The 26,810-nt window shown below is 39.6% G+C and carries 25 protein-coding genes and 2 tRNA genes; 9 read left to right on the top strand and 18 right to left on the bottom strand.

The features are described from left to right. Positions 1 to 79: 79 nt before the first annotated feature. The 11 genes from KHS79_RS16520 to KHS79_RS16470 form a co-directional block, all read right to left on the bottom strand. Positions 80 to 156 (bottom strand) — tRNA-Arg (locus tag KHS79_RS16520). A 168-nt stretch (positions 157 to 324) separates the two neighbouring features. Next, a tRNA-Ser gene (locus KHS79_RS16515) sits at positions 325 to 415 on the bottom strand. Between the two features lie 63 nt (positions 416 to 478). Beyond that, positions 479 to 673, bottom strand: a complete 195-nt coding sequence (gene csrA, locus KHS79_RS16510) for a carbon storage regulator CsrA (protein ID WP_027709340.1) — start codon at positions 671 to 673, stop codon at positions 479 to 481. A gap of 268 nt (positions 674 to 941) precedes the next feature. After that, positions 942 to 2,177 (bottom strand): aspartate kinase, encoded by a 1,236-nt coding sequence (locus KHS79_RS16505; protein ID WP_027709341.1) that lies wholly within the window; start codon positions 2,175 to 2,177, stop codon positions 942 to 944. A 221-nt stretch (positions 2,178 to 2,398) separates the two neighbouring features. Then, positions 2,399 to 5,002: an alanine--tRNA ligase gene (gene alaS / locus KHS79_RS16500; RefSeq protein ID WP_212720403.1), complete on the bottom strand. Its 2,604-nt coding sequence runs from the start codon at positions 5,000 to 5,002 to the stop codon at positions 2,399 to 2,401. Positions 5,003 to 5,289: 287 nt separating this feature from the next. Then, a complete protein-coding gene (locus KHS79_RS16495; protein ID WP_212720402.1) occupies positions 5,290 to 6,174 on the bottom strand; it encodes an NAD(P)-dependent oxidoreductase in 885 nt (294 codons plus the stop codon). Between the two features lie 428 nt (positions 6,175 to 6,602). Beyond that, on the bottom strand, positions 6,603 to 8,600 hold the full coding sequence (locus KHS79_RS16490) for an ATP-binding protein (RefSeq protein WP_212720401.1): 1,998 nt from the start codon (positions 8,598 to 8,600) through the stop codon (positions 6,603 to 6,605). Positions 8,601 to 8,983: 383 nt separating this feature from the next. Continuing rightward, entirely contained in the window at positions 8,984 to 9,856 is an 873-nt protein-coding gene (locus tag KHS79_RS16485; protein ID WP_212720400.1) for an ethylbenzene dehydrogenase-related protein, read from the bottom strand. Positions 9,857 to 10,109: 253 nt separating this feature from the next. Continuing rightward, on the bottom strand, positions 10,110 to 10,517 hold the full coding sequence (locus KHS79_RS16480; protein WP_165773333.1) for a PilZ domain-containing protein: 408 nt from the start codon (positions 10,515 to 10,517) through the stop codon (positions 10,110 to 10,112). A gap of 173 nt (positions 10,518 to 10,690) precedes the next feature. Then, positions 10,691 to 11,470, bottom strand: coding sequence for a PEP-CTERM sorting domain-containing protein (locus KHS79_RS16475; RefSeq protein WP_094786714.1), 780 nt, complete (start codon positions 11,468 to 11,470; stop codon positions 10,691 to 10,693). A 224-nt stretch (positions 11,471 to 11,694) separates the two neighbouring features. Then, positions 11,695 to 12,588: a gluconeogenesis factor YvcK family protein gene (locus KHS79_RS16470; protein WP_094786713.1), complete on the bottom strand. Its 894-nt coding sequence runs from the start codon at positions 12,586 to 12,588 to the stop codon at positions 11,695 to 11,697. A 133-nt stretch (positions 12,589 to 12,721) separates the two neighbouring features. Here KHS79_RS16470 and KHS79_RS16465 point away from each other — a divergent pair, with 133 nt between their 5' ends. From KHS79_RS16465 to KHS79_RS16450, 4 genes are all read left to right on the top strand, one after another. Next, positions 12,722 to 13,102: an STAS domain-containing protein gene (locus KHS79_RS16465; RefSeq protein ID WP_094786712.1), complete on the top strand. Its 381-nt coding sequence runs from the start codon at positions 12,722 to 12,724 to the stop codon at positions 13,100 to 13,102. A gap of 354 nt (positions 13,103 to 13,456) precedes the next feature. After that, positions 13,457 to 15,034 carry a SpoIIE family protein phosphatase gene (locus tag KHS79_RS16460; RefSeq protein ID WP_212720399.1) on the top strand — a complete coding sequence of 526 codons (1,578 nt, stop codon included), beginning with the start codon at positions 13,457 to 13,459 and terminating at the stop codon, positions 15,032 to 15,034. A 136-nt stretch (positions 15,035 to 15,170) separates the two neighbouring features. After that, positions 15,171 to 15,908: a helix-turn-helix domain-containing protein gene (locus KHS79_RS16455; RefSeq protein WP_212720398.1), complete on the top strand. Its 738-nt coding sequence runs from the start codon at positions 15,171 to 15,173 to the stop codon at positions 15,906 to 15,908. Between the two features lie 63 nt (positions 15,909 to 15,971). Next, the gene (locus tag KHS79_RS16450) at positions 15,972 to 16,532 is read left to right on the top strand and encodes an SLOG cluster 4 domain-containing protein (RefSeq protein ID WP_212720397.1); all 561 of its coding nucleotides are present in this window, start codon (positions 15,972 to 15,974) and stop codon (positions 16,530 to 16,532) included. Positions 16,533 to 16,626: 94 nt separating this feature from the next. Here KHS79_RS16450 and KHS79_RS16445 read toward each other — a convergent pair whose 3' ends face one another. The 3 genes from KHS79_RS16445 to KHS79_RS16435 are packed head-to-tail and all read right to left on the bottom strand — an operon-like array spanning position 16,627 to position 18,823. Further along, a complete protein-coding gene (locus KHS79_RS16445; RefSeq protein ID WP_212720396.1) occupies positions 16,627 to 17,349 on the bottom strand; it encodes an SDR family NAD(P)-dependent oxidoreductase in 723 nt (240 codons plus the stop codon). Then, entirely contained in the window at positions 17,346 to 18,266 is a 921-nt protein-coding gene (pyrF, locus tag KHS79_RS16440) for an orotidine-5'-phosphate decarboxylase (protein ID WP_212720394.1), read from the bottom strand. Before pyrF ends, KHS79_RS16445 begins: the two co-directional genes overlap by 4 nt. Beyond that, entirely contained in the window at positions 18,200 to 18,823 is a 624-nt protein-coding gene (locus KHS79_RS16435) for a GTP cyclohydrolase II (RefSeq protein ID WP_212720392.1), read from the bottom strand. Before KHS79_RS16435 ends, pyrF begins: the two co-directional genes overlap by 67 nt. A gap of 487 nt (positions 18,824 to 19,310) precedes the next feature. On the opposite strand from KHS79_RS16435, the gene KHS79_RS16430 reads away from it, so the two are divergent. Next, positions 19,311 to 19,958: a cache domain-containing protein gene (locus KHS79_RS16430; protein ID WP_212720390.1), complete on the top strand. Its 648-nt coding sequence runs from the start codon at positions 19,311 to 19,313 to the stop codon at positions 19,956 to 19,958. Positions 19,959 to 20,003: 45 nt separating this feature from the next. Here KHS79_RS16430 and KHS79_RS16425 read toward each other — a convergent pair whose 3' ends face one another. Further along, positions 20,004 to 21,131: a cache domain-containing protein gene (locus KHS79_RS16425; RefSeq protein WP_212720388.1), complete on the bottom strand. Its 1,128-nt coding sequence runs from the start codon at positions 21,129 to 21,131 to the stop codon at positions 20,004 to 20,006. Positions 21,132 to 21,269: 138 nt separating this feature from the next. Here KHS79_RS16425 and KHS79_RS16420 point away from each other — a divergent pair, with 138 nt between their 5' ends. Beyond that, entirely contained in the window at positions 21,270 to 21,629 is a 360-nt protein-coding gene (locus KHS79_RS16420; protein WP_212720386.1) for a hypothetical protein, read from the top strand. A 7-nt stretch (positions 21,630 to 21,636) separates the two neighbouring features. Here KHS79_RS16420 and KHS79_RS16415 read toward each other — a convergent pair whose 3' ends face one another. After that, complete coding sequence (locus KHS79_RS16415; RefSeq protein WP_212720384.1) at positions 21,637 to 22,446, bottom strand: zinc metalloprotease; 810 nt, start codon at positions 22,444 to 22,446, stop codon at positions 21,637 to 21,639. Positions 22,447 to 22,576: 130 nt separating this feature from the next. Next, positions 22,577 to 23,275 (bottom strand): tRNA-uridine aminocarboxypropyltransferase, encoded by a 699-nt coding sequence (locus KHS79_RS16410; RefSeq protein WP_212720382.1) that lies wholly within the window; start codon positions 23,273 to 23,275, stop codon positions 22,577 to 22,579. 249 nt (positions 23,276 to 23,524) lie between these two features. Between KHS79_RS16410 and KHS79_RS16405 the strand changes: the two genes are divergently transcribed. Further along, entirely contained in the window at positions 23,525 to 23,959 is a 435-nt protein-coding gene (locus KHS79_RS16405) for an OsmC family protein (RefSeq protein ID WP_212720381.1), read from the top strand. 172 nt (positions 23,960 to 24,131) lie between these two features. On the opposite strand, the gene KHS79_RS16400 is transcribed toward KHS79_RS16405, so the two are convergent. Beyond that, positions 24,132 to 24,563 carry a carboxymuconolactone decarboxylase family protein gene (locus KHS79_RS16400; protein ID WP_094786700.1) on the bottom strand — a complete coding sequence of 144 codons (432 nt, stop codon included), beginning with the start codon at positions 24,561 to 24,563 and terminating at the stop codon, positions 24,132 to 24,134. Between the two features lie 143 nt (positions 24,564 to 24,706). Here KHS79_RS16400 and KHS79_RS16395 point away from each other — a divergent pair, with 143 nt between their 5' ends. Together KHS79_RS16395 and KHS79_RS16390 are read left to right on the top strand one after the other, a co-directional pair. Further along, on the top strand, positions 24,707 to 26,215 hold the full coding sequence (locus KHS79_RS16395; RefSeq protein ID WP_212720380.1) for an amidohydrolase family protein: 1,509 nt from the start codon (positions 24,707 to 24,709) through the stop codon (positions 26,213 to 26,215). A gap of 25 nt (positions 26,216 to 26,240) precedes the next feature. Beyond that, positions 26,241 to 26,768: a glutathione peroxidase gene (locus KHS79_RS16390; RefSeq protein ID WP_212720379.1), complete on the top strand. Its 528-nt coding sequence runs from the start codon at positions 26,241 to 26,243 to the stop codon at positions 26,766 to 26,768. The last annotated feature ends 42 nt before the right edge of the window (positions 26,769 to 26,810 follow it).

The following is a 26,810-nucleotide window of genomic DNA, read 5'->3' as shown; positions in this document are numbered from 1 at the left end:
TGCTAAATCAAAAATAAGGCCCACAATCATCAAAAGCATTAATAAAAAAACCTGCTTTTATATGCAGGTTTTTAATATATGGCGCGTCCGGGAGGATTCGAACCTCCGACCGCCTGGTTCGTAGCCAGGTACTCTATCCAGCTGAGCTACGGACGCCCGTCTGCTTTCGGGTTGCGTAATATAGTGACTTACATCGTTTAGGTCAATCTATTTTTGCTTAGGCTTTAAATAAAATACCTAAACTAAATTCACCTAATTGGCTGGTATTAGATTGTCTATTTAAATAGAACAACCCGGCACTATAATAATTACTTCAACCGAATCTGGCGGAGAGAGAGGGATTCGAACCCTCGATACGCGATTAACGTATACTCCCTTAGCAGGGGAGCGCCTTCAGCCACTCGGCCATCTCTCCGGAAGACGCGCGAAATAGTAACAGATTCGCGCGAAATTCCAAGTACTTTTTTAAAAAAAGTACTTAAGTATTTACGCTGTTTAATTTTTCTTCTTTTTCCTTTTGAATCCGTTGATAGATCTCTTCACGGTGAACCGCAACTTCTTTAGGTGCATTTACACCAATCCGCACCTGGTTACCTTTAACGCCCAGCACTGTCACTGTAACGTCATCACCAACCATTAAAGTTTCACCTACTCGGCGAGTTAAAATCAGCATTACTATCTCCTTAAAAAGAGAGATCCAGCAACAAATCCATCAATTCAAGGTATGCCTAATAATCAAAAACCAATGCATACCTGATAGTGTTGTCCGTGATCCCTAAAAAACGCCTAACAACCCATTATCAAAAAGTTAAGCAAATTTGCAGTTAAACCGCTAACCACAACGCATAAAAAGCTTAAAAATAGATACTTTTGGTTATCGTAATAGTGTAACTACTGGATAAGCTGATTCTATGCGTATTTTCACTAAACACTTACGGCCTTCATTCCTCATCACCAGGCACTTGATCTAGTTCAAAAGTTGAATGCAAAGCTCGTACCGCTAGCTCAAGGTACTTTTCTGCAATCACTACTGAGACCTTTATTTCCGAGGTTGAAATCACTTGTATATTAATGCCCTCTTTTGCCAGAGCTTCAAACATCGTGGAGGCAACCCCAGCATGAGAACGCATTCCAACCCCAACAATGGACACTTTGGCAATTTTATTGTCACCTTCAACTTCTCGGGCATTTAACTCAGCAGCCGTTTTTTCCAAAATATCCAATGCTTGCTGATAATCATTACGATGAACAGTAAAGGTAAAATCTGTTGTCTTATCATCAGAGACATTCTGGATAATCATGTCCACTTCAATATTAGCGGCAGAAATGGGCCCCAGAATTTGATACGCAACACCTGGTGTATCAGAAACACCTTTTACTGTTAATTTCGCTTCATCTCGATTAAAAGCAATGCCGGAAATTAATGGTTGCTCCATTGAGTCGTTTTCCTCGTAAGTGATTAGTGTGCCAGGACCTTCTTGAAAACTGTGCAGTACTCGGAGGGGAACATTATATTTCCCAGCAAACTCTACAGACCTTATCTGTAGCACCTTTGAGCCTAGGCTGGCCATTTCCAGCATTTCTTCAAAAGTGATTTTGGGGAGGCGCCGAGCATTATCCACAACACGGGGATCAGTAGTGTAAACGCCATCAACATCAGTATAAATTTGGCATTCATCTGCTTTAAGTGCTGCAGCCAACGCAACGGCTGTAGTATCCGAACCACCTCGACCAAGCGTGGTAATAGCCCCATGAGGATCAATACCCTGAAAACCAGCAACCACAACAACCCGTCCAGCATTGAGGTCTGCTTGAACTTTCTCTACATCTATATGCTCGATGCGTGCTTTGTTATGAGCATTATTCGTCTTAATCGCCACTTGCCCACCCGTATAAGAGCGAGCAGGACAACCACACTCATTAAGCGCCATAGCAAGTAACGAAATGGTGACCATCTCTCCCGTTGAGAGCAATACATCCAGCTCTCGTGCGGTAGGTTTAACTTGCATTTGCTTGGCCATATCAATAAGCCGGTTAGTTTCACCACTCATGGCTGAAACCACTACGACCACATCATCGCCCTTATCCCTGAACTTCTTAACTTTGTCAGCAACTGCTTGGATTCGCTCCAAGGAGCCAACTGAAGTTCCACCAAACTTCTGTACTATTAGTGCCATATTCCACTTGCTGCCACTGATGCCATGATACAGCTACTCCACATTCAACCTACAGACTATCTATTTGTAGGCCATCACTATGTGGTTCGTTAGCGCTTAAGATGAACTAACGAGGCTGCGTTACAAAAAAGAGCAATAATTAAACATTATTTGCCTGCGCTTGCAAACTGATGAGTCAGTATTTTTACTAACTCATCTAAGTAATCCCATAAAGTTATGGATTACGCATTCTCTTCAAGCCAAGTAGTTACCGATGCAACGGCAGTTGCGAGCTTAGCTGGCTCAGTTCCCCCACCTTGTGCAAAGTCAGGACGACCACCCGCTTTACCACCGACCAAACCTGCTACATAGCGCAAAATATCCCCAGCTTTAACCTGATTAGTAAGGTCCTTGGTTACACCTGCGGCTAAAGCCACTTTTTCTTCACTGATCTTAGTGCCCAAGACCACGACGCCTGACCCCATTTTATTTTTCAGCTGATCAATGGTGTCACGCATCGCTTTAGCATCAATTCCAGGGACTTCAGCGGCTAACAGTTTTACACCAGCCACCGTTTTAACCTGACTCAATAAATCGCTACCCGCAGCAGAAGCTAGCTTTTGTTGCAACTGTTCAACCTGCTTTTCCAGTGACCGGTTACGTTCTAAAACTGCACCTAGCTTATCCAACAATGTTTCGCGCGAAGCTTTCAATAGGTTTGAAGCTTGCCCAATCAGCTGTTCACTCTGTTCAATCCAGTTTAGTGCCTGTAAACCAGAAATAGCTTCAATACGACGAACACCTGCAGCAATACCTGTTTCCTGCACAATAATAAGGGCACCGATGTCACCTGTTTGCTTAACGTGGGTACCACCACATAGCTCCACGGAAAAATGCGACTGCCCCATGGCAAGTACACGAACCTGTTCGCCATACTTTTCACCAAATAACGCCATTGCACCCATTTTTTTAGCACTGTCGATATCGGTCACTGTTGTTTGAACTGGGGTGTTGGCTTTGATTTGCTCATTAACCAAACGTTGTATTTCAGCTAACTGTTTTGCAGTTACCGCTTCAGTATGAGAGAAATCAAACCGTAAACGCTCATGATCCACCAATGAGCCTTTTTGAGTAACATGTTCACCGAGCACTTTACGGAGTGCTGCATGTAATAAGTGCGTGGCAGAGTGATTTTGTGCTGTTGAAAGTCGCTTATCTCGGTCCACCAAGGCATTTACTTTTTGACCTACTGTAAATGAACCTTCCAAAACCTGGCCTAAATGAATGTGGTTTTCGCCTTGTTTTTGCGTATCGTTAACCTGAAACTTGCCATTTTGCCACTGCAAAAGCCCAGTATCACCTACCTGACCACCAGACTCTGCATAAAATGGTGTTTCTTCTAAGACAATAACACCCTGCTCACCGATTTTAATCTCTTCTACAGGCTCGCCATTGATAAATAAACCTGTAATTTCAGCCTGGTCAGTAACACGCTCATAGCCAGTAAACGCAGTAGCACCTTTAATATCCAGAACGTTATTATAGTCAACGGTAAACTTACCACTTCTCCTTGCTATTTCCCGCTGTTTTTCCATTTCCTGCTCATAACCTGTAAGATCCAATGTCAGGTTCCGTTCACGAGCAATATCATTGGTTAAATCAACCGGAAAACCATAGGTATCATAAAGGGTAAAAATAGTGTGACCAGAAACTTCATTACCCGACAGGTTAGCAATAGCCTCTTCCAGTACACGCATACCTTTATCTAAGGTACGAGCAAACTGTTCTTCTTCTCTTAATAAAGTACGCTCAATACCTGCTTGGGCTGTTACTAATTCAGGGTAAGCTTCGCCCATTACCTCAACAAGCGCTGCTACTAATTTATAAAAGAAAGGCTCTGTTGCACCCAACTTATTACCATGTCGAATCGCACGACGGATAATACGGCGTAAGGTGTATCCACGCCCTTCATTTGAAGGAATAACACCATCCGCAATAATAAACGAACAGGATCGAATATGGTCAGCAATAACACGTAATGAAGTATTATTTAGTGCAACACCGCCCAAAATATCAGACGCCTTCTGCAGTATGTGCTGAAACAAATCAATATCATAGTTGTTGTGAACATTTTGCAAAACCGCAGCAATCCGCTCTAATCCCATCCCCGTATCAACTGAAGGTTTAGGCAGAGGCTCTAGCTCACCACTGGCTTGGCGATTAAACTGCATGAATACCAAATTCCAAATTTCGATATAACGATCGCCATCATCATTCGGTCCACCTGGAGGATCTCCAGCGACATCAGGTCCATGATCATAAAAAATCTCTGTGCAAGGACCACAGGGTCCCGTATCGCCCATCGACCAGAAATTGTCTTTTTCACCTAAACGCGAAAAACGGGTTTGATCAATTCCCACCTCATTAAACCAAATGTCTTCTGCTTCTTTATCATCCTTATAAACCGTTACCCATAGCTTTTCTGCAGGGAGCTTCAGCTCCTCAGTCAAAAATGTCCAAGCAAATTTAATAGCATCTCGCTTAAAGTAATCGCCAAAGCTAAAGTTACCCAGCATTTCAAAAAAAGTGTGGTGCCGAGCGGTATACCCCACATTTTCCAGGTCATTATGTTTACCTCCGGCTCGAACACAGCGCTGTGATGAGGTTGCTCGCGTGTAGGTTCTTTTTTCTCTGCCCAGGAATACATCTTTAAACTGATTCATACCTGCATTGGTAAACAATAGTGTTGGGTCATCCGCAGGTATTAATGAGCTGCTAGGCACAATTTCATGACCATGGCGCTTAAAGAAATTTAAAAAAGCTGTACGTATTTCTGAACTCTTCATAGATGCATTCCATCAGGGCTAATTTGCAACCTGTTTAAGTCTTCACGAATCACTTAACATTGGTGAAACCGTTTCAGACAGCGTGTCATTCTGTTGCCCCCCGGCTGTCAGCCAAAAGGCCTGAAAAGGGTCTGTTCAAGAACCTATCAGCGGGGACTGCCAACGCGATGCCACAGAACAACACATTTTCGCGCACAAAAGCGCGGATTATATAATGATTTGGGTGAATGTTTCACCCAAGATAGTTGTTTAATTTTGTATCGATAAAGGCTTTTAAACAATCGCAGCTAGTCTTTCTTAACCTGAGCACTGATTTCTAATAACGCAAGCAAGCTAGACGTATCCCAACGACTTCCACCGATTTGCTGAACAGCCGCATAAAATTGATCAACTAAAGCAGTAACAGGTAAGTGGGCACCATTTTGCCGTGCTTCATCTAATACAATCGATAAATCCTTGCGCATCCAGTCCACAGCAAAACCATGATTGTAGTCACCCGCAAGCATCGACTTATGCCGGTTATCCATTTGCCATGATTGAGCCGCACCTTTGCTAATTACATCAACGACAGCCTCAGGATCTAAACCACTGGCTTTAGCAAAGTGTAGCCCCTCCGCCAACCCTTGAACTAAACCCGCAATACAAATTTGATTCACCATTTTGGTTTTTTGACCAGCACCTACCGGCCCCATATGTCGAACTGCACGGGCATAACAATAAATAACTGACTCAATACGGTTAAAGATATCAGCTTCTCCCCCAACCATGACGGTTAATGCACCACGCTCCGCACCTTGTTGTCCCCCTGAGACCGGAGCGTCTAAGAAATGCACCTGTTGTTTAGCAGCAATTTCAGCAACTTCCTCAGAGACATGTGCCGAAACTGTAGTATGATCAACCAACACCGAATTAGCAGGCATTCCAGCTAAAATACCTTCTTGCCCTAAAACCACACTACGTAAATCATCATCATTACCAACGCAAACAAACACCACTTCAGCATGACTGGCTGCAAGAGCGGGTGTATTTACACTTTTCCCACCATAGCGATCACACCACGCTATAGCCTTGTCTGCCGTGCGATTATACACACACACCTGATGACCCGCTTTTTGTAAATGACCAGCCATAGGGTATCCCATTACCCCTAGACCAATAAAAGCAACTTTCATAAACTTCTCCCTTTTATATACCCCACGAAAGACGTAGCTCGTTTTTTTAAAACACAACAAGTGTCACACACAATATTATACACTTTGTGCTTAAGTAGCTTTTTATTGTATATCATACAAGCACCCATGCTTTGATTGTCCACTCAAGCATGTCAGAACTTAGAAAAAAAGCAGTATTGTTAAGCTTGATTACATTGTAAGTTGTCGTCCATGCGTAACGCCATTATTTTTATATCATGGCTTTTTTATATCGTAGGCCTAGCAACCTATATAACGGAACTAACCACAATTCAACATGATTCACCTAGCCTTTAACTTGCCAGCACGAGCATCGGAATATCTACAATGTGTATTCAATATCAAAATTGGGTTTATAAAAGTGGATTTATAACACGAATACTCTTTGATCTAGAAAAGAGAAATCGAATTTATAACAACTCACCATTTACTTCAGTTGAACGCGCATTAGAAACCAACACACTTTCACCTTCTTTAAATTTATTATCGACTAAAGAGCTTTCATTTAATGCTAACCACTTGGTTAGCATTAAATGAAAGCTTTTAAGTGTAAATGGCTTTATTAATATATCGTTCATACCACTATTAATACAGAAATCTCTACTTTCCACTAAAGCACAGGCAGTAAGCGCAATAATCACGCTACCTTTACACATCGACTCTGCACGGATTTGCTTGGTTGCAGTCAACCCATCCATAACAGGCATATTTAAATCCATAAAAATAACATCATAAAACTGTTTTTTTGCTGCATCTATTGCAGCCAGCCCATTCTCCGCAAAGTCAACCGTTGCTCCCAGCTTTGAAAGAATTTTCCCCGCTAAGATACGGTTCATTTCTACATCATCTGTTACCAACACACGATACTTACTTAAAGAATTCTCTGTATTAAAATCATCATTTTGTGAACTATTACCTGGCACGATGGAACACCTTCCACTTATTTTTAGTAAATCAGAAGGTCTTACGGGTTTAGTAATAATAGAATCAACACCCAACTTATTTTTTAAAAAATCAATATTTCCCCTTAACAAAGGACTAATAAGTACTATTACTATTTTTTTGTTTACTTCTAATTGAAAAGCATTAACAGTATCAGCTGTACACTCATCAAATAACTCTGTGTCTAGCAACAAAATATCAGCCGAATAGTTTAATAAACTCTCTTTAACGGCGAGCAAACTTGATACTAATGTTACTTTGCAGCCCAAGCGCTCTAATTGTTCACCCAATATTTTTAGCACTATGGTGTTTTTATAGCCCAGCACTATAGAAGTTGATTTCCTCTTATCTATCAATGGCACTGTTTGAAAAGTATTTTTTTCATCACTTTCAACCATATCCAAGTTAATCGAAAAGCTAAATGTACTACCAAAACCGGGTTGACTTACTACTTTAATAACACCACCCATAAGTTGCACAATTCGCTGAGAAATTGCCAACCCTAAACCTGTACCACCATAATTTCGTGTAATACTTGAGTCTACTTGGCTGAATGCGGTAAATAATAAACTTTGTTTATCTTTAGGAATACCAATACCTGTATCTCTTACATAACAATTCAATATTATTTTAGCTCCATCCTGGGCAAGAATATTAACGCCTATTTCAATTTCTCCCTGATGGGTAAATTTGACTGCATTCCCTATAATATTAGTTAACACCTGACTTAACTTATCAGCATCACCTTTTAACTTCTCAGGAATACCATTACCTATACTGACACATAACTCAACACCCTTTTCCCCTACGGCTTTACTGAATAAAATTAGCTGCTCCTCCAAGAGTTCCTGAATACTAAATACTGTTGGTGACAATTCCAACTTTCCTGATTCAATTTTCGTCAAGTCAAGGATGTCGTTTATGATCGTAAGTAGAGACTTCGATGATATCAATATTCTGCCAACATAATCCTGCTGACTTGACGTTAACGGTTCTGTATTAAGTATTTCAGCAAAGCCAATCGTTGCGTTTAATGGAGTTCGTAACTCGTGGCTCATACTTGCTATAAATTGAGTTTTTATTCTAGACGCACTCAGGGCTTTTTCTTGTAAAGCAATAGCTCTAACAGCAGCATTATTCAACCGGCTACTGGTAATGTAATAATAAATCATTATTAATAAAAAAAGCACCACAAAGAAAACTAAAATTTTATAATTTATTGCTTTTACAACAATTTCAGCCTCATCACTTGCAGCTATTATTTTATTAATTGACTGTATAGAAAGCTCTCTCTCCTTAGTCGCCTCCAGGCTAGTTTGTTCATATATTTCTTTAAACTCACGATTAATTTCTTTTAATATACTGTTAGTTTCTTTATACAAATAAAGCAGCTCACCAGCCGAAGCAACTTGTGCATCTTCAATAATTCCGCTAATAATTAAAACATCTTCTCCTAGATCTCTCACAATTTTATTCGGCAACTCAGGTGGCCATAACTCCTCAAGTTGACCCTGTAGCGCTAAGACCTGCTCACTGACAGATAAGTATTGATCAGTATTACGCTCACTATCAGGGTCATTAACCATCTGATAAAATGAAGCTGTAAAATCTTTCAGTAAAAGGAGCTGATTACTCAGTATATTCTCAATCACTAAAAGGTTTCCCAGTTTCTGATCAACTCTTTTTAGTTGAAGCGTTGAGTATTTATTATTTTCAACTATTTTCTGCCCAACACCTTCCAGGTTATAGTAAAAAATAAAACCAAAAAATAACAACAATAAACCAAGCCCAACCACATTAATATAAATCACATACCGACTATTAGTATGGATTTTTCTTTTTAACTTCCTTAAGTACTGCATGGTATTTGCAAACAAAACTTAAAGGTCAACACTTCTGAAATAACGTGATCCTGATCACTAGTCTGATCAAATATAGCTATTCCACCCAATACACGTTCCCCAAGTCTAAAGACAACATCATCTGGGTTTCCAGTATTTAACAGCCTAGACATTTCAACACGCCAAACGCCATTCTGCCATATCCCTTTTGCCTTAATATCTGTTGATGAGCCTTGAGGAGACTCCGCAAATTTATATTTAGGCATAATGTTATCGATTTTTGCACCATATCGCGTGGTTGTATAAAGGTCATCACCTTTATCAGAGAGACGCTTGATATAAATAGCCCCCCCCGCTGTATTTACTTTTAGAGAACCACTCATTTTTGACTTACTGATAATTGTCATTTTATCATGAGCAAGTCCCAATGGATTGCTTCTAAACGCTTTCCAGTGCCACATATCGGCCACAAACTCATCACCAGAAAGCCAGTTTGTATTGTATTTCCCAGACATAGCAAACTGTATGGCAATACGATCTTCTCGTTGGGGACCTGTTTCGTAACGTCCTTTTTGATCAGACCAGATAAACGGCTTGTGACTTAAGCTTAATGTAGAGTCCTTCCATTCGCTGTATATGTAAACACTATCTTCAAACGTTGCAGCCTTTATAATAACCTCTGCAACGTTCGTCTTACCTTGAGGATCACTTTGTTTCAACGGTATTCTATAAGATGGAATATTTCCCCATTCATCACCAACACCATTAATTACAGGTTTTCCATTAGCTTGAACAACATGAATAGTTTGCGAAAAAGAAACTGCAGAAATATGTAGACTAAATAAAAGCAAGCTCCATTTAAAGTAGCTAAACATCTCCATTAACCATATTCTCCTTTTCAAACTATTCCTTAAAGGCACCTCTAAAGTTGATTTGTGAAGGGATAGATTAGTACTATTTTAATCTGTTAGTGCCCATTCACTCGCAAGCATTCTCCTCCTGTAATATATGTTAATAAATATTCAAAACTAATCTTAGCAAATTTTCCAGCAAGACAAGTGGGGTATACAAACAGTAGCTTTGCAAACTTGAATGGGTTTATGAGGCAGGTGCTAGAAGCATCGTAAGCATTATCTAATGACCAAACAACGTTTTGCGCTTCCGCTCAACACTGTGCTTACCAGGATGACTAATTCCTCTAAACGCACGCATCCATGCCATTAAATCAGACTCTTCAGAAGGCAATAAGCGAAACCCTGCAAAACAATGTTCTGCATTTTCTTCATCAGGTTTAACCCACATCACTTGAGCGATCAATAAGTATCGGTGCATATGATCAGCAACTGAAATGCACACATCCACAATGGCCCCTTCTTGAATGAGGGTAGGCAAATGTGCTTTAAAACCTGTAACTGAGACATCTCTAATTTGTGCAGATACAGTGACACCTGACTCACCCAGCCTGGCACAACCAGATGATAGCTGAATCAGCGCCCGCTCAATTCGCTCAACACGGGGGCTATGTCGCTTATTTTCTCGCATGTGACCAATCCATGACAGTTTGTCTACTCTAAGCATAGCCAATGTATTGACAGCTGCTAGGTAACCTGTCTGGATTGTAATCGAGTTAGTCAGGGGATCCAGGCCTGCACTACAACGTTAACAGGCCTATAAAATGGAATGGTACATGCTGTTGATGTTAAGCAAGCTTAAGCCTAACGATTAACTCGACGCCGGAAGCCAGCTAAGGCGAGCAGTGACAAAGCAACGACTGACAAAGTGCCAGGTTCCGCTACAGGTGTGGGATCTGGCTCAGGGTCAGGATCGGGAAAGATTTCATCTGCGGTGCCCTCCACCCCAACAGTAAACCCATTCCAGTTTTCATTACTGAGACTACGCCAGCTTACTGTATCAAAGGCTCCTGTAAACCTAATCGTGCCGTGGGGTTCACCTGTGCCAAGCAACTGATACTCAAAGACGCCATCACCAAGGTCTACAACACTTTTAAATGACGTACCACATCCCCAAAAACCACAAGCATTGCCATCAGAAGGATGGCCAAAGCTCAATATTTCGAAATCCTGATCAAATGCATAGCCATTACCATTTAAACTCACGTACGAAAAAACAGGGTTAGCTATCGTTTCTGAAAATGAAAGCGTTTGCATGCCTGCAAATCGTAATGCAATGATGTCAGTTCCTGTTGGAATATTATCCACGACATCACTTGTATAAGGTGAAGTCGCAGGGTCACGAGGTGTCCAAAAATCCACGCCACCACTTGGCTGGTAAAAAGAAATACCCCGAGGGTTCATATAAGTGACGTCAATTGTGGCTGTATCTGTCGTAATCACCCCCATTCCCACAAAACCATCTGCGGTTGTCTCTCCCGTTGTCCAATCAGTCCATTGAATAGGAACAGCAAGTGCTTGTATGCTCAAGAAAGAAAAAGAAATACCTAATAACGTTTTTTTAATTTGGCTGTTAGCCATCATATTGCCCTCATTGCTGCAGCTTCAATAAAACCCAAGCTATAAAGGCAAAAAATATGCGCACTTCGTTTATTGCTATTAATTCATAGGGTTAGTTTTTTATTTAACGATAAATCATTTTTTTTTGTAATATAATCTGACCGATTTTTATTGATTACTCAATTTACCACCTGGAGCCTGTTTAGCACCCACCTAACATGCCATGAATCCATCATTGTTAATAATGACTAATACTGTTGTATAACAGACATTATCGCTTGCTGTAGACTTGTTTTATCATGATAGTATGGCTGCTTGGCATCTCCTAACCGAGCAACATGAAGCTTGGGGTAAGCACGGGGAATAGGCGTTCTCTCTGCCGGCCAGATCACCCGATCTACTTTAATTTTCGTTAACTGGGCTAACCAATCAAGCTGTTCTGTTAAACTTAATTTTCCACAACTGCTCTTTTCAGGTTGCATATTAGCCACAAAAATAATTGGCACTGCCTGCTGCAGGATAGCCATTACGATATCTGACAATAATAAAGGCGGCATAATACTAGTCATAAAGCTGCCTGGTCCTAGAATAATATAGTTGGCTTGTTTTATTGCCAAAACAGCTTCATGGGTAGCCTGAACACTTGGCTCTAAAGCTAAAAAGCTCGGCAGGTGGTCTGCGGCATCAATTTTTGTTTCACCCCTCACATAACGTCTATCTATTTCAGCAATGAGATGCGTGGGCCTTTCAGACATGGGAATTAACTGAGCATCAACCTGTAAAAAGTCCCTTATTAAGTGTATGACGTCCATAGGACGCACACTTAACTGGTCTAATGCAAGTAAAATGAGGTTACCAAGATTATGTCCTTGTAATGTACCATCACACTCAAAGCGATATTCAAACAGTGTTCGGGCCAAGTTAGGCTGATCCGCAGCTAATTGATTAAGACAATTACGTAAATCTCCCCAGGCAATACAACCACTTTCCTCGCGTAATCGTCCCGTTGATCCCCCATCATCTGTCGTAGCTACTATTCCTGTTAAACTTGTGCCTAAAAACGCCAGTGCTGACATTAATTTTCCCAGACCATGACCACCACCTATGGCCACTAAATTGATTTCTTTTGCTAAAAATCCCATAGGCCTCCTCTTTATGAATGATCTGCAATAAAAAATTAACAACGATGAAGTATCAGGTTGATCTATGTTGTTAAAGGTAAATACTTAAAAGGACGTGTTTCAAAGGTATTAAATGCTTGGTTGAGGCAAGCTTATGTTTATTGAAGGCAATTTTCCTTCTTCTCTCTGTATAACATACAAGTTTAATGACCAAGATGTTATTGCTTTCAAATCTGACCTTGACATCAAGACAGTACAAGCTGCTCACCCTCTTATTGAGCGTGTTATTGAAGAGGCTGATAGTAACGTACTGGTCGATATGAGTGCTGTTAACTTTATAGATTCATCTGGAATCACGGCACTGTTATATTTGTATAAAAGACTCATAAAAGCGAACCGTACCCTATCATTGATTGGAGTGAAAGAACAACCTCTCCACCTCCTTCATCTCTTCGGAGTTAATCAAGTACTCACATTTTACGATTCGCTGGATACCTGTATTCAGGCATTATCATCACCTGTTAATCAAGTTTAACATGTTATAACTTACCGCTATGAATGGCTGTATCTGTTATTGCGCGAAGATTAAATAAGTCGAGTTGATCCCAAGCAGGCATAGCGTATCTAGGATAAAAATTACCCCGTTTACAAACTAAGGTTTAACCCAGCCAAGCAGATCCCGCAGGCTCGGCTTATACTAAGTCAAGGACACTTGCAAATATTCAAAGGATTTTTTTATGGTTAAGCAACGGATAGTGCTAACTGTTGAAGTAAAAGCCAGTAGCTTCAACGTCGAACCTAAGCACATTTGTTACCAAAAAGCACCTTACCTGAGCGCTTACCCCCCTTGTTTCTTTGTTTATGCTGAGAAATTAGTAAAAGGTGTGCTATGAGTGCTTGCCTCCTAGAAGAAACCACAGAAGCAAACTTAGAAAATATTCGTAAGCTTCGGCATACACTCGCAAAAACATTACCGTTGACTAAACTGCCCGCTGAAACGCAAAACAATATCCTGCTGGTTTGTAGTGAAATCACTACAAATATCATTAGACATGCTGACCCTCCAGCAACATCCATAGGTATTGAGCTGCTCAAAGCAGATAATCATTGGTACTTTTCCGTTTATGACAATGGCGGCGTGTTTCTCGATTTTGCCACCATCATGTCCAATAAAAAAGATGCCATTGCCGTATCCCATGAAAGTCATTTAAATGAATCAGGCATGGGACTTGCGCTCATAAGTACATTATTTCCAGAACATCACTATGAATGTCGAGAGCAGCGAAAAGATAACCGTAACTGTTTTCAAATTCGCTGTGAGCTTGTTGAGGTCAATTTACCTAAAGTCGCGGCAATAGATGATGACCGAACTACCGTATCTATCTTAGAGCGTTACCTACAACAAGAATTTCAAGTCCAAACCTATACCGACCCCATTGCTGCTGTTAAAGAAATCAGCCGTCATCCCGTTGATGTGGTAATTTCAGACATGATGATGCCTGGTTTGAATGGGCTTGAAGTAAGAAAACGTTTTGCTGCAAACCCAAATACCAGCAACATGCCGTTTATTTTTTTGACAGGTAATGAACAAACTGAAGCAGATGCCGTTGATTTAGGGATTGATGACTTTCTTGTCAAACCGGTGAAAAAAGACAAAATTCTCGCGGTTATTCATCGTGTTCTCAATCGGGCCAAACAAATTCAATCATCTCTTGGCGATCGGCTGGACAACGCAATAACTAAAGCACTTCGCGTTCAATTGCCGAATCAACTTTGGCGTTTTAATACTGCCACTTATATTCAGTCAGCCTCTTCTGGTGGTGGTGATTTTATCTATAATAGCCCAGACAAAAAGCTGTTATTACTTGGTGATATCATGGGACATGGCGAACAAGCCAAATTCTTTTCCCATGCTTACGCCGGGTTTATTCATGGTTTTATTCACGCTACCCATAATGTTGCACCCTCTCCTGATGAGTTATTAAATGCACTTTCAGAAGCAGCAGAAACAAATGATGTACTTCAGTCCACCTTAGTCACCTGTATCTGTATTGCATTTAATGAGTACGAAGACACACTGCTATGTGCCAGTGCCGCGCATCCCCCACCTTTTGTTGTGAGTCATGAACATGGCTGCAAGCCTATTAAAGTTGAAGGGCCATTACCTGGCTTGATTCCTGACCAGCACTATGAACCTGTCAATATTCAGCTTTACCCAGGTGAGCGGCTCGTCATCTATACGGATGGTTTGTTAGAGTCTGCCAACACTCCCCATGGACGCAAACAACTTGAAAAACATATTAAGAGTACACTGAAAAATACCTTGGATTTACCCATTCAGCGTGCCATGGACAAAGTCATTGAAACCTTTTATGCCTACGCGGCATCTCCTTTGCCGGATGACGTTACTGTAATTATGCTAGAACTAAATAAATCCAATACCCAAAGCCACCATAACGAATCTTAATAACCAACACAGTATTCTGTCGTATTAGGGCCTGTTAAAATAACATGATATCGGACAAAAAATGGTTTGTGCTCTCATATTTCACTCTCTAAGATATACTGCACATGACATCTTTATTTAGTAGTTTTAATCTCTTATGTCAGAAATTACACAACTTATTAAATCGCTTAAACAACAGTTGCGAGCACATGGCATTACCTATGCCCAAGTTGCTACACAATTAGATATTTCTGAGGCCTCTGTAAAACGACTGTTTGCCACTGAGCAGTTTTCACTGCAACGATTACACTCCATCTGCGGTATGATGAATATATCTATCGCTCAACTGGTACAACAGAGCCAGCAGGAAAAGTTTCCATCTGCGCTTACCATACAGCAAGAAAAAACACTCACTGCTGACTACAAATTGTTGCTCATTGCTATTTTGGTGTTAAATCATTGGCAATTTCATGAAATACTTGCTTACTACAACTTGGCAGAAACAGAACTCATTCAGCTACTTGCACAACTTGACCGTTTAAAAATCATTGATCTACTCCCTAATAACCGCATTAAGCTACGAGTGGATAGTAATTTTCACTGGCTTGAAGATGGCCCGATTCAACAGTTTTTTCAACAGCATGTACCTAACTCCTTTTTTCGGAGCCGCTTCCGGGCAAAAGATGAGCTGTTACTTTGTGTAAATGGTATGCTTAGTTCTGAATCTATTGGCATACTGCAAAAACAGCTTAGAGAACTGGGACGAAAGTTTAATGAGCTACATTATGATGACACGCGGCTATCCTTAGAGGAAAGGCGGGGTACATGCATGGTGCTAGCAATACGCCCTTGGTCACTGCCTATGTTTGAGGAGCTAAAACATAACAGTCGCTAGGCACTCAATCACTATTAATGCCCAAAACTCATAGTGAAAACAACTTCTGCGAGGGAACGCAAAATGATTATCGGTGTTTTCGGCTCGGCGATAGGCTCGTCTCCACTACTACAGCAGCAGGCTGAGCTGCTTGGCCAATGCATTGCTGAAGCAGGTGCAACACTTATTACAGGTGCCTGTCAGGGATTACCCTATGCAGCAGTAAAAGGCGCAAAAAAATACAACGGGAGTACTATAGGGTGTACTGCCGTTACGCACGAACAACTACATGAATCAATGATGGGCACTTCCGTAAGTGATTATGACCAGCTCATTTTTATTCCAGATGATTTTACTCATCATCATCAGCACCAGGTTTGCTTAAAATATCGCAATGTTGTTGCTGTCAGTCGCTGCGATGCTGCAGTTTTTATTAGCGGCCGCTGGGGGTCACTCAATGAATTTACCATTGCCTATGACATTGGTAAGCCGATTGGTGTGCTTACCGGTAGTGGTGGCATGACTGAATTCTTGCCTAGTTTACTTGAAGCATTTCAAAAACCCAGCAACAGTCGGTTATTTTTTAATGAACAACCACCAGTGCTTATTCAGCAACTTGTCGAAAACCACCAGACAAATGAATAAGTTCTTACATGAATAACTAACAGGTCCAGATTAAGAAAGTGCTACACCACCAAACAATCATAGAGACGATGTTATAATCTTATCGCATAAACCACTAAGTATACTGGCCACCATTAACAGATAAAATAGCACCTGTCATATAATCAGGTGCTTCCAATGCTGCATAGTTTAACACACTGGCAATTTCATCGACTTGTCCCGCCCGTTTAATATGCGTTGACCGTATAGCATCTTGCTGACGTTCAGGTGAAACATTATTAGCCATCAGCGAATCAAAAATACCTGGATTGACCCCTAACACCGTGATGCCCTGGGTTGCAAATGATTTGGACAAGCTAAGTACCAAGCCATTTAATCCTGCTTTAGCAATACCATAACCAATGTCTCTACTCCCAACCCAGGCAGCAGATGAACCAACAATCACTATACGACATTTGCCACCTGAATAGAGACAGCGATTTATTACTTCACAACAAAAGGATGTTACATACATTAAATTAACATTAATTTGCGCTAACACATCTGTTGTAGATAACCTTGATCTACCTTGGAGCTTATCCTTACGATCACCAAAGCGACCTATACAGCTGATAAAAACAAGCTCACCTGAAAAATCCAATGGCAGCTCTTGTCCTATTTGCTGAATTGATGTTTGCGAAAAGTCCAACATCATATAATCAGTTAACTGTGAGTAACTTGCCTTTTCTTGTCGATCAATACCAAGCACATGATAATGAGTAGGCTTTTTCAGTTGTTCTAAAAATGCTCCCGCTAATGTGCTATTTACACCTAGTATTAACAGTGTATGCGCCCTCATAGCCTGACCTCTGCTAACTGTTCCCTGTAATCACTCAAACGTTTTGCAATTACACGATTAAACTCATTTCGTGAAACATCCTTATTCATTAACGTTAATGATCGAGACAAAGGAAAAAGCGTTCGAGAGGAAAATTTTCCCCAAAAAGCCTGCTTCCTGTTACACTGACCGCCTTGTGCTCCCATACCAGGTACTAAAAATATACTTTCAGGTAAATAGCGCCTTAACTGTTCTGATTCATCAGGTAAAGTTGCGCCCACGACAAAGCCTATTACCTGACTTAAAGCCGACTCATTACCATAAAATTCCAGAAAACAATTAATAATATACTCGCTTAGCTTTAGATTATGCCCCATGAAGTTTTGAACTGAATCACTGCCTGGATTTGATGATCTCAACACTAAAAAGAGCCCTTTACCATATTGTTCAGCCAAATTTATAAAAGGTTGCAATGCCTCATTACCTAACCAGGGAGAAACTGTAATGGCATCAACTAAAAAGCTGTCTGCCTTATTACTATCATCAAGATAAGCCTGAGCATAACATTGATTAGTTTCTGCTATGTCTCCCCTTTTAGCATCTAAAATAATTATGTAATTTAATTGACGGGCATAAGACAGGCAATTACTTAAGGCAACCATTCCCAATAATCCATACTGTTCAAAGCAAGCACTTTGAAACTTAACTGCAGCAACATTTTCAACTGCCGCTGTCAATAACTCTCGACAGTATAGCTCCAATGTTGCTTCTATCCGGTGAGACTGATTAAAACAGTTAGGTATTCTATTTAAATCAGGATCTATACCTAAAACAATATTGCCATTTTTCTCAATACTATTCACAATTTTTGTTAGAAACGTTGATGATGCGGCTTGTAGTGTAGGTGGCCTTGACGAATAACTTTTGACCAAAGACATGCTTGATGCTCCTTGCGGTGACTAACAATAGGTATGACCTCTAAGACATCTATTCCATGAGTCTTTAAGTATAAACATTTTTGAGGGTTATTTGTAATAAGCTTAACACGATGTATATTTAAATCATGTAAAATTAAAATAGCATAGTAAAAATTACGACTATCTTCAGGCAGGCCCAATAGTTTATGCGCAGTAAAAGTATCGATATTTTTCTCTCTCATAAGCTTATAAGCTTTTATTTTATTGACAAAACCAACCCCTCTTCCCTCATGATTAAAATGGTATGTCATAAGGCCAGGTTTTTCTATGAGCAGCTCCATAGTTTGGCGCAACTGAAAGTTACAATCACAGCGATTATCGTCAAAAATATCTGCACTAAAACAAGCTGAATTTATTCTAAAAAGTGGAATTGTATCTTTTTCAAAAATAAGTGGATTATAAACAACAGCATGAAAAGATAAGTCACCCTTCTTATTAGTAATTTCATACCCTCCTAATGATAGACCTTGATATGTTCCAATTAGATCCAGCCCCAAAGCTCTACGTATTACTTTCATAAGACCTCCTTTCTTAAGCTAGCAATACTCAAAACCAAGTATAGCTTGAGATGTTATCACAAGATATAACTTACGATTAAGATATTACATTTTTAAACAGACCATATAGCATTAACGAATAAGTTCGCATAAAACAAAAAAAACCGAAATATAACTTATCTTTTAAAATTTTCACAAAACACAAAACAAGTTTCAATTACAATCCATTACTACATGTTAAACTCTATACCACAAGGCTTTTATGCCATAGAAACACCCTATTGAATCTTTTTATACGTACGATCCATAACGGATACCTCAATGGGTTTACAGCTCAGGACAACTGTATATCATAATAACTTGTCATAAATAGAGATTACAGCGACTAAAAGAACTGTTTCATATAACCTATTTTAAATGTACGATCACTCCAAAAAATAGCCATTACAACCAGATTAATCCACCCTACACTTAAACAAAACATATCAAATGAACACAATATTATTGTATGAAAGCTAACATAAAGATATCAATATTAATTACCTTCATAATTACTATTTTTGTTGTTAAAGATATTGTATTCATTGTTACTGAAAAAAGCCTTTTATTTGAACAACACCTCAATGAAAGTAAAGTAATACTGCAAACTGCAGAAGGTGTTCTTAATTACTATTACAGTCAACAAGAGCATATTGGTACTGAAAAAGCACAAGAATTAGCCTTAACCATTCTAAGGCAAATGCGCTACGAAGGAGGTAATTATATTTGGGTAAACACACTTGAATATCGATTTTTGATGCACCCTTTGCTAGAGACTGTAGAGGGCCAAGATATGTCACAGCTAACAGATCCTGATGGTATCAAACCAATTATCGTGGCCACAGATACTGCACTGGCAGGTGGAGGAACATTTCGCTACTCTTGGCCAAAACCTGGACAGCCGGCTGATAAATATTTTCCCAAAGTCTCTTATGTTATTCTATTCAAACCGTGGAAATGGGTTGTTGGTACTGGCTCTTATGTTGACCATATAGAGTCATCATACCTGAATGTTATTGCTTATAAACTTATAATCTCTTTAGCCTGTATTATTTTGGCCATACTTATAAGCACTATTATACTTAAACAGCTATATACTTTAGAGAAAGATCTCTAAAGGTTTATACTCAACATGTTAAGAATCAATTTACCGAAAAACTAGCTAGCGATAAATACCAGCGCCAAGAATAAGGTGTTTATTGACTTTTCTTATGTAAGTTGTTTTAAGTTGCACCTTTTCTGTAACTGGATTTTTCCACCAATAATTCACCCATCCTTCACTTTTCTCTTCAGCAATACGTAAAAACTCTTGAATAAGTGGAAATCCTAGTTTATCTCTTAGATTTATAACCAGCTTTCCATTAAGCTCTGGAAATGGATGTGCAACTAAAACACCATCGGTACTTAAGGCAAAGATATAAATCTCACCATAATTGAATTTGCTTTCAGGCTTCCTAAATTCAACAAACGCTCTTTTTTCTCCATTTTCATCTATATAGTCCTGAGCCCTATTTATCAGCCCAGTAATATCTTCCTCTGAAAACAACTGAGAGGACATTGTTTTATAGTCATACTTATCATATAAATCTATTAACTCACCAGCAACAATTGCCTCATTAAGCGCCTTATTAAACCTATCAAAAAGAGACTTAGCATTCGGGTTCAGTTTATTAAAGGCAATGTAAATAGGTTCAATTTTGAATGGGGGGGATACCTCTGCAACTACCGCCCTGTAATTGTTCTTATCGCTACTCGATAAGAAGTACTCTGCAGCAAATCTATCAGCCAAGACAAGTTCTACCCTATAGTTTTCTAAAAAATGAAATAGTGACAAATATGATTTAACGCGTGTTGTTTTTGTATACTTAGCAAACAGCGGCAGCTCATGTATATTTTCAAGCATACCAACTCGATACCTTATCAAATCATCACTGCTTTTGATTGATATGGGTATGTTATTTTTTAACTGATAAAACACCAGTGATACTGCAGCAAATGGCCTAGGTAGCATCACATTTTTAGCATCCCCAGTCTTAAAGTAAGGAACAGTAGCAAAGTAATTCGGGTTTGTTAGATTTTTATGCACTCGTGCCGCTGGGTTAAATTGAACATTATATTGAATATCTGCCTTTTTGAAGATGTGATCGATAATTTCTAATAGGAATCCTCCTTTTACATCATGTTTATCTATATAAGGAGGCCAATCAAGTGTATTGATAATTTCTTCTGAATAGATACAATGCGACCATAGTAAAAAACCTAAAATTGCACAAACATTCAACCTATTCATAGTAAACTAAACACAAAAGGCATTTATTTATAAGTATATACTAGCACCCTCTATCTCTCTCCCAAGGACTATACTTAAGAAAAATAATAGCTAAAAATTAGTGTGGGTTGCTAACCTATTGAATTATGAGGTTATTCAATGACAACACAGTTGCCATTACCTGATGATAAAAAGATGGTTATTTTGATTCGCGTTGAGCCTGGCTGTTTAGGGCCAGATGGAAAAAGCCATATTGAACCTTTCTGTATTTATATGCAAAGCCACGTTGCCTCCGTTCACAGTGACTTTGCTAAATGGGAGATCAGACCTCGACATGACAAAACGCATCCTGAACTTGAATACTTTTTCATGAATAAGAAGTTAACACCTGCACGTGTTGAAAAATACTTACATTTCTTTAACTTGGATTTAGCACTCTTTGAAGATGAGATACATGAATTGCTCGATCAGCAAATCGAACAATTCCATGCCTCACCATCAAATACACCAATGCACTAATCCGTTATCAATTTACCAAACGTACATGATGAATCCAGAGGCCACCGTCTTTTCTAGGAGCCACCCATATTTCCTGATGAGCTGATTTGTGCACTCTAAAACCCATGGGAGCACGACTACCTATGTTATTTTTATTACAACCTTTTCCTGGTGGTGCATTACAAACACCTTCACCACCTGCGTCATCGCCACTGTCCAAATAACTATTATAAGCATCCAGATGACCATAGAGTTTGCTTAATTCTTCATAGTCATGGGCATTAGGCCACTGGCTATCAGGATCGGTTGAATAATCCATGCAGGTTTTTTGACTCGTTCCATCCTCAGATGTATGCCCTAACCCTAGCAGGTGACCAACTTCCTGACACATAACATGATTCATTTCTCCAGGAATAGTCCAATAAGTTGCATAACTATCGTTTACTTTTGCTGTACCCCGATCAATATGACCATTTGCATCAATGCCAATGGTTGCCAGCCCTAGCCAACCATTAAAACCATAAGCAGCGTTACATACACGAATTTGACCAGCTTGCATTTTACAACGCTTTCGAACACGATTACTGTCTTCTTTTTTTACAGTATCCAAAGGAATAGCAACAGACCACTTAACCAGTGTTTGATCGTATGAGCTTCCCCACTCAGCAGTAGTACTATTGATCACCTCTAATCTAAATACCGTGTTATCCATTCTCGCCCAGTGGTAATTATTCCAGTTATGATCAGCTACAACCATAACGGGAAACAAACTAGCTACTACGATAAAACGATAAAGTATTTTAAGTTTATTCAGGCGAATTAATTTTATTTTCAACACAGACTTTTCCTTTGTATAGTTCACTAACTTACAAGAAAAGCCATCAAAAACTATGCCTTATTTACTAACTGACAAGGATACAGTTTTCGTAATCAATTTATCAAAAAATAAAACACTAAAGACTTAACCGCTAAATTGAAACGACTGATTTAGCCGCTAATAGTCGCTCCATTTCTGGTGTCTGGATCTTTGGTGCATGATTATTGCGACCAGCGATATAGCATTGATTAAATACATGAAAGTAGTCTGCCAACAATTGTGCACTTTGTACCTCGCCCATAGCCGCCAGTAAGTGAATAACCACTTCAGCGGTGGCTAAATTACCTTGATTCTGAGCCCTACGAAGCTGATATCCAGATAGTTGCTGTGAACGAATACTGACCACTGGTAGTTGGTGTAGGTAACTACTTTTGCGGTAAATTTTTCTGGCTTGCTGCCATGTACCATCCAGTAAGACAAAGGCAGGGTTAACAATGTCCTGTAGTCTGGTCTCAGACATAACAGGATTGCCCATCAACATATCATCAGGAAAAACCAATATCGGGGTATAGCGTTCAGAATGCATTCGGCTTAACAAATCAGTATTTGGCGTCGTCCGAAACCAGTCAAACATAGTTACATCAGGCAAAGTATCAACCAGTAACTGACCGGTATTGGTTGGTTTATGACGTTCATAGGGATGCATCAATAACCAAAAAGCTGCTTTAGACTCAAGGGCTGGCGTAAAAGCACAAATACATGCAACAGTTGGCACTCGACATTGAGGACAACGTTGTATATAGGCGCCACGAGCACGAAAAGGACGGGAGTGAGTCGCTGTATTAGTCACACCATTAACTATTTATTTTAACAACCAATGAACTGAGCATTTTAATAGATCCTGGCTTATCAGTCACCATTCGATTGTCCTGCTTATCTGCAAGAGAATAATGAGGAGCATTGATCAAACGCAAACCTATGTAATGCATACTTCATTCAGCATTGAAGTTTTCAGCATATCATCAAATAATGATGCATAATTTCGTTTAGTCGAAAGGACTACACCATTCTCATTAGTTTAACCTGATAAGGACCAAACATGGCAACAAAGCATGTCAATGTTACCGCCACAATGGGCGAGTCTTTTTTAATCAAGACCCAAGTCGGTAAGCACGAACTTATCCTTGACCAACCAGAACAAGCAGGTGGTACAGATCAAGGCCCAAATCCTCTGGAGTACTTTTTTGTTTCGCTTGCCGGCTGTGTTGCCTCCATTGCTCGAATTAAAGCCAAGCAGGATAAAGTCAACCTCCGCAGTATGACAGTAAACGTCAGCGGCGACCTTAATCCAGCGGGCTTACTTGGCAAACCTACAAATGATCGTACCGGATTTGATAATATCAAAATTGCCGTCACAATGGATGCAGACTTATCTCAACAAGAAAAGCAGCAATTTATTGATGAAGTATGTGACCGTTGTCCTGTACATGAAAATATAAAACATGTGACAACCGTTGCTCATACAACGGAATAATCCCACTTATACCCAATACGAATGGTTTTTAGGTGCGGCCATCGAGTGACGAAGAAGGCTGAATAACGCACGTCGGAACTGTTTGCCTCAAAGTAGCGGCAAACAAACTTCCAATGAAAAATTCACAGTGTGTTCGACGAGCGTTATACGGCCCTCTGAAATGAGAGTAGTACTATTGACGCATACTCACTGCAACTCTATTCAAACCATTCATTAAAGCAATAGCAAATGTTAAATCAGATATTTCCTTATCTGAAAAGTGGTTTTTTAATGGTAGATAGTCATTATCTTCAGTATGAGAGTGCGCAATATGGGTGACCGACTCTGCCCAAGCCAGTGCAGCCTTTTCCCGCTCAGAAAATAAATGGCTAACTCTCCACCCTGCTAACGCATCAATTTTTTCATTGCTTACGCCTTGATCCCGTAATGACTTAGCATGCATATTTAAGCAGTAGGAGCATCCATTTATTTGGGAAATGCGCAAGTAGACTAACTCAATCAGGGCTAACCCTAAGGGACTATCTTCAAGGCACTTTTTGACTTGTCTAAATCCTTCCAAGGCTTCACCAGAAAGCTCATAATAAGGCAGTCGAGGTTTATTCATAGATGTAGACTCCTTTTACAGTAAATAGACAGCATTAATTGTATAGTTTTCAATCACTATAAAAAATATGGTAATACTGTCATCATAGGATAACCACTGTATAGATATACTCAGATAAATACTACCCCTCTCTGGAGTTTGTAATGCCTAACCTATGCAAACGACCTTTATTTCTATTTAATATTCTTACCGCATACCATATCTTATTCAATGCTTTATGCTATGCTACTACCTCTCCCTCTACATTTATCATTAATAATATAAGTGTTGTTAATCCAGACACAGGTACTATTGACAAAAATCGCTCCGTTTTTATTCAAAAAGGTATTATCAAGCATATTACTTCTTCCGACAGTATTAGAGATATAAACATTAAAATAATTGACGGTTCGGAAAAATACTTAATTCCAGGATTAATTGACAGTCATGTCCATATCAGTGGCACTGTTGGTATGCAATTACCACACGAGAAAAAGCACCCTGAGATAGTTAAATTATTTAATGCCCAGCTGCCCCGCTGTTACCTTTACCACGGATTCACCACACTGGTTGATTTAGGGGCTTATCCGGGCCGCGTGGAAGCATTTAAACAACACGTTATCAGCCCTGAAATATACAGCTGTGGAAGTAGCTTAATGCTGGAGAATGGCTACCCTGCATTGTTTCAACCCAAAGAAAATCGAGTTGCACTTTTTCCAAACCTTTTATTTAATCCACAGAGTAAAACCCATTTACCAGGACTTTCTGCAATCCAAAATAATGTCCGCAATAGTATTAAACGTGTAATCAACGAAGGTGGAATTTGTGTAAAGAGTTACCACGAAGATGGTTTTGCTAAATCAATTTGGCCTGTTCCTTCAAATGAGCTACAACAAACTATCAATCATGAAGCAGCAAAACACAACTTACCTTCTATTGTGCATGCAAACTCCATTAATGCCTACAAAGCCATTATTAATTCTGGGGTAAATATTATTGCACACGGGATGTGGAATTGGGATGAATTTAAAGGTCAGTCTGGTGTTCCTCAAGAAATAAAAACAACACTTGAAAATGCCGTTAATAATAAAGTAGCGATCATGCCAACATTCCGAGTTGTTGGCTCTAATATGGATCTATTTGATTCTACCTTCCTGCATGACAAAGCACTTACCCATGTGCTACCCAAACAACACATTGCCTGGTTAAAAACCCCTGAAGCTAACTGGTTTAAAACCATGTTACTTAGCAATCTACCAAAAGGGACTCCCATACCTGAAGTCCTGAATATAATGCACAATATATACAATCAAGGTCAACGTGCCTTCCAGTATTTTTATCAACTTAATGGACAAGTTGTATTTGGCTCCGACACCCCCTCTTCCCCAAGTTACGGCAGTATTCCAGGGTTAAATGGTTATCTGGAACTTCGAGCTATGGCAATGGCAGGCATGACCCTCAAAGATATTTTAGCTTCTGCCACTATTAACAATGCTCGAGCCTTAGGCCTCGACCAAAGTATTGGTTCAATCACCGAGGGTAAAACCGCAAACCTGCTTATATTAGATAAAAATCCTCTTGAAACAATTAGTGCCTATAATGCAATTGATACGGTTATTATTAAAGGACAAGCCTATAAACGAAGTTTTTTTTCAGCTAAATCAACGTTATAAATAAAATCTAAAAGGAGTGATGATTATGCGCTTTTTTATGGTAATTTTATTAACGCTATATTCTTTAACGGCACTTGCGTCATGTCCAGAGTATCTTAACGTAACACTTCGCAAATTACACTCACAAGACAGTGTTAACTTATGTCAAGTCACAGCAGGAAAACCCGTTCTTATCGTTAATACAGCCAGTCACTGTGGTTTTACTCCACAATTTAAAGCATTAGAATCACTTCATAAGCAGTATAAAGATAAGGGGCTTGTCATTCTCGGTTTTCCTTCGAATGACTTCCGTCAAGAGGCCAAGAACGAGGCCAAAACAGCGAAAGTCTGTTATGTTAACTATGGTGTCACTTTTACCATGCTGTCCCCCTCATCAGTCACAGGAGATCAAGCCAACTCTGTTTTTAAATATTTAGCCACAAAAGCTACACCTCCTAAGTGGAATTTTTATAAATACCTGGTAAGTGCTGATGGGGCTACTGTAAAAGCCTTTGCCAGCGCAACAGAACCAAATAGTGATGCCTTTCTACAAGCCATAGATCACTTATTATGACTAATAGCAAAATATATATACCCTGCTCGAATGATTTCTAGG

Origin of the sequence: Zooshikella ganghwensis (assembly GCF_018263875.1) — a bacterium.
Taxonomy (GTDB): domain Bacteria; phylum Pseudomonadota; class Gammaproteobacteria; order Pseudomonadales; family Zooshikellaceae; genus Zooshikella; species Zooshikella ganghwensis.
This window is presented reverse-complemented; position numbering and strand designations above follow the sequence as displayed.

Coding starts and splice junctions, on each gene's coding strand:
- csrA (WP_027709340.1), bottom strand. CDS start 673: ATGCTGATTTTAACTCGCCGAGTAGGTGAAACTTTAATGGTTGGTGAT.
- KHS79_RS16505 (WP_027709341.1), bottom strand. CDS start 2,177: ATGGCACTAATAGTACAGAAGTTTGGTGGAACTTCAGTTGGCTCCTTG.
- alaS (WP_212720403.1), bottom strand. CDS start 5,002: ATGAAGAGTTCAGAAATACGTACAGCTTTTTTAAATTTCTTTAAGCGC.
- KHS79_RS16495 (WP_212720402.1), bottom strand. CDS start 6,174: ATGAAAGTTGCTTTTATTGGTCTAGGGGTAATGGGATACCCTATGGCT.
- KHS79_RS16485 (WP_212720400.1), bottom strand. CDS start 9,856: ATGGAGATGTTTAGCTACTTTAAATGGAGCTTGCTTTTATTTAGTCTA.
- KHS79_RS16480 (WP_165773333.1), bottom strand. CDS start 10,517: ATGCGAGAAAATAAGCGACATAGCCCCCGTGTTGAGCGAATTGAGCGG.
- KHS79_RS16475 (WP_094786714.1), bottom strand. CDS start 11,470: ATGATGGCTAACAGCCAAATTAAAAAAACGTTATTAGGTATTTCTTTT.
- KHS79_RS16470 (WP_094786713.1), bottom strand. CDS start 12,588: ATGGGATTTTTAGCAAAAGAAATCAATTTAGTGGCCATAGGTGGTGGT.
- KHS79_RS16465 (WP_094786712.1), top strand. CDS start 12,722: ATGTTTATTGAAGGCAATTTTCCTTCTTCTCTCTGTATAACATACAAG.
- KHS79_RS16460 (WP_212720399.1), top strand. CDS start 13,457: ATGAGTGCTTGCCTCCTAGAAGAAACCACAGAAGCAAACTTAGAAAAT.
- KHS79_RS16455 (WP_212720398.1), top strand. CDS start 15,171: ATGTCAGAAATTACACAACTTATTAAATCGCTTAAACAACAGTTGCGA.
- KHS79_RS16450 (WP_212720397.1), top strand. CDS start 15,972: ATGATTATCGGTGTTTTCGGCTCGGCGATAGGCTCGTCTCCACTACTA.
- KHS79_RS16445 (WP_212720396.1), bottom strand. CDS start 17,349: ATGAGGGCGCATACACTGTTAATACTAGGTGTAAATAGCACATTAGCG.
- pyrF (WP_212720394.1), bottom strand. CDS start 18,266: ATGTCTTTGGTCAAAAGTTATTCGTCAAGGCCACCTACACTACAAGCC.
- KHS79_RS16435 (WP_212720392.1), bottom strand. CDS start 18,823: ATGAAAGTAATACGTAGAGCTTTGGGGCTGGATCTAATTGGAACATAT.
- KHS79_RS16430 (WP_212720390.1), top strand. CDS start 19,311: ATGAAAGCTAACATAAAGATATCAATATTAATTACCTTCATAATTACT.
- KHS79_RS16425 (WP_212720388.1), bottom strand. CDS start 21,131: ATGAATAGGTTGAATGTTTGTGCAATTTTAGGTTTTTTACTATGGTCG.
- KHS79_RS16420 (WP_212720386.1), top strand. CDS start 21,270: ATGACAACACAGTTGCCATTACCTGATGATAAAAAGATGGTTATTTTG.
- KHS79_RS16405 (WP_212720381.1), top strand. CDS start 23,525: ATGGCAACAAAGCATGTCAATGTTACCGCCACAATGGGCGAGTCTTTT.
- KHS79_RS16400 (WP_094786700.1), bottom strand. CDS start 24,563: ATGAATAAACCTCGACTGCCTTATTATGAGCTTTCTGGTGAAGCCTTG.
- KHS79_RS16395 (WP_212720380.1), top strand. CDS start 24,707: ATGCCTAACCTATGCAAACGACCTTTATTTCTATTTAATATTCTTACC.
- KHS79_RS16390 (WP_212720379.1), top strand. CDS start 26,241: ATGCGCTTTTTTATGGTAATTTTATTAACGCTATATTCTTTAACGGCA.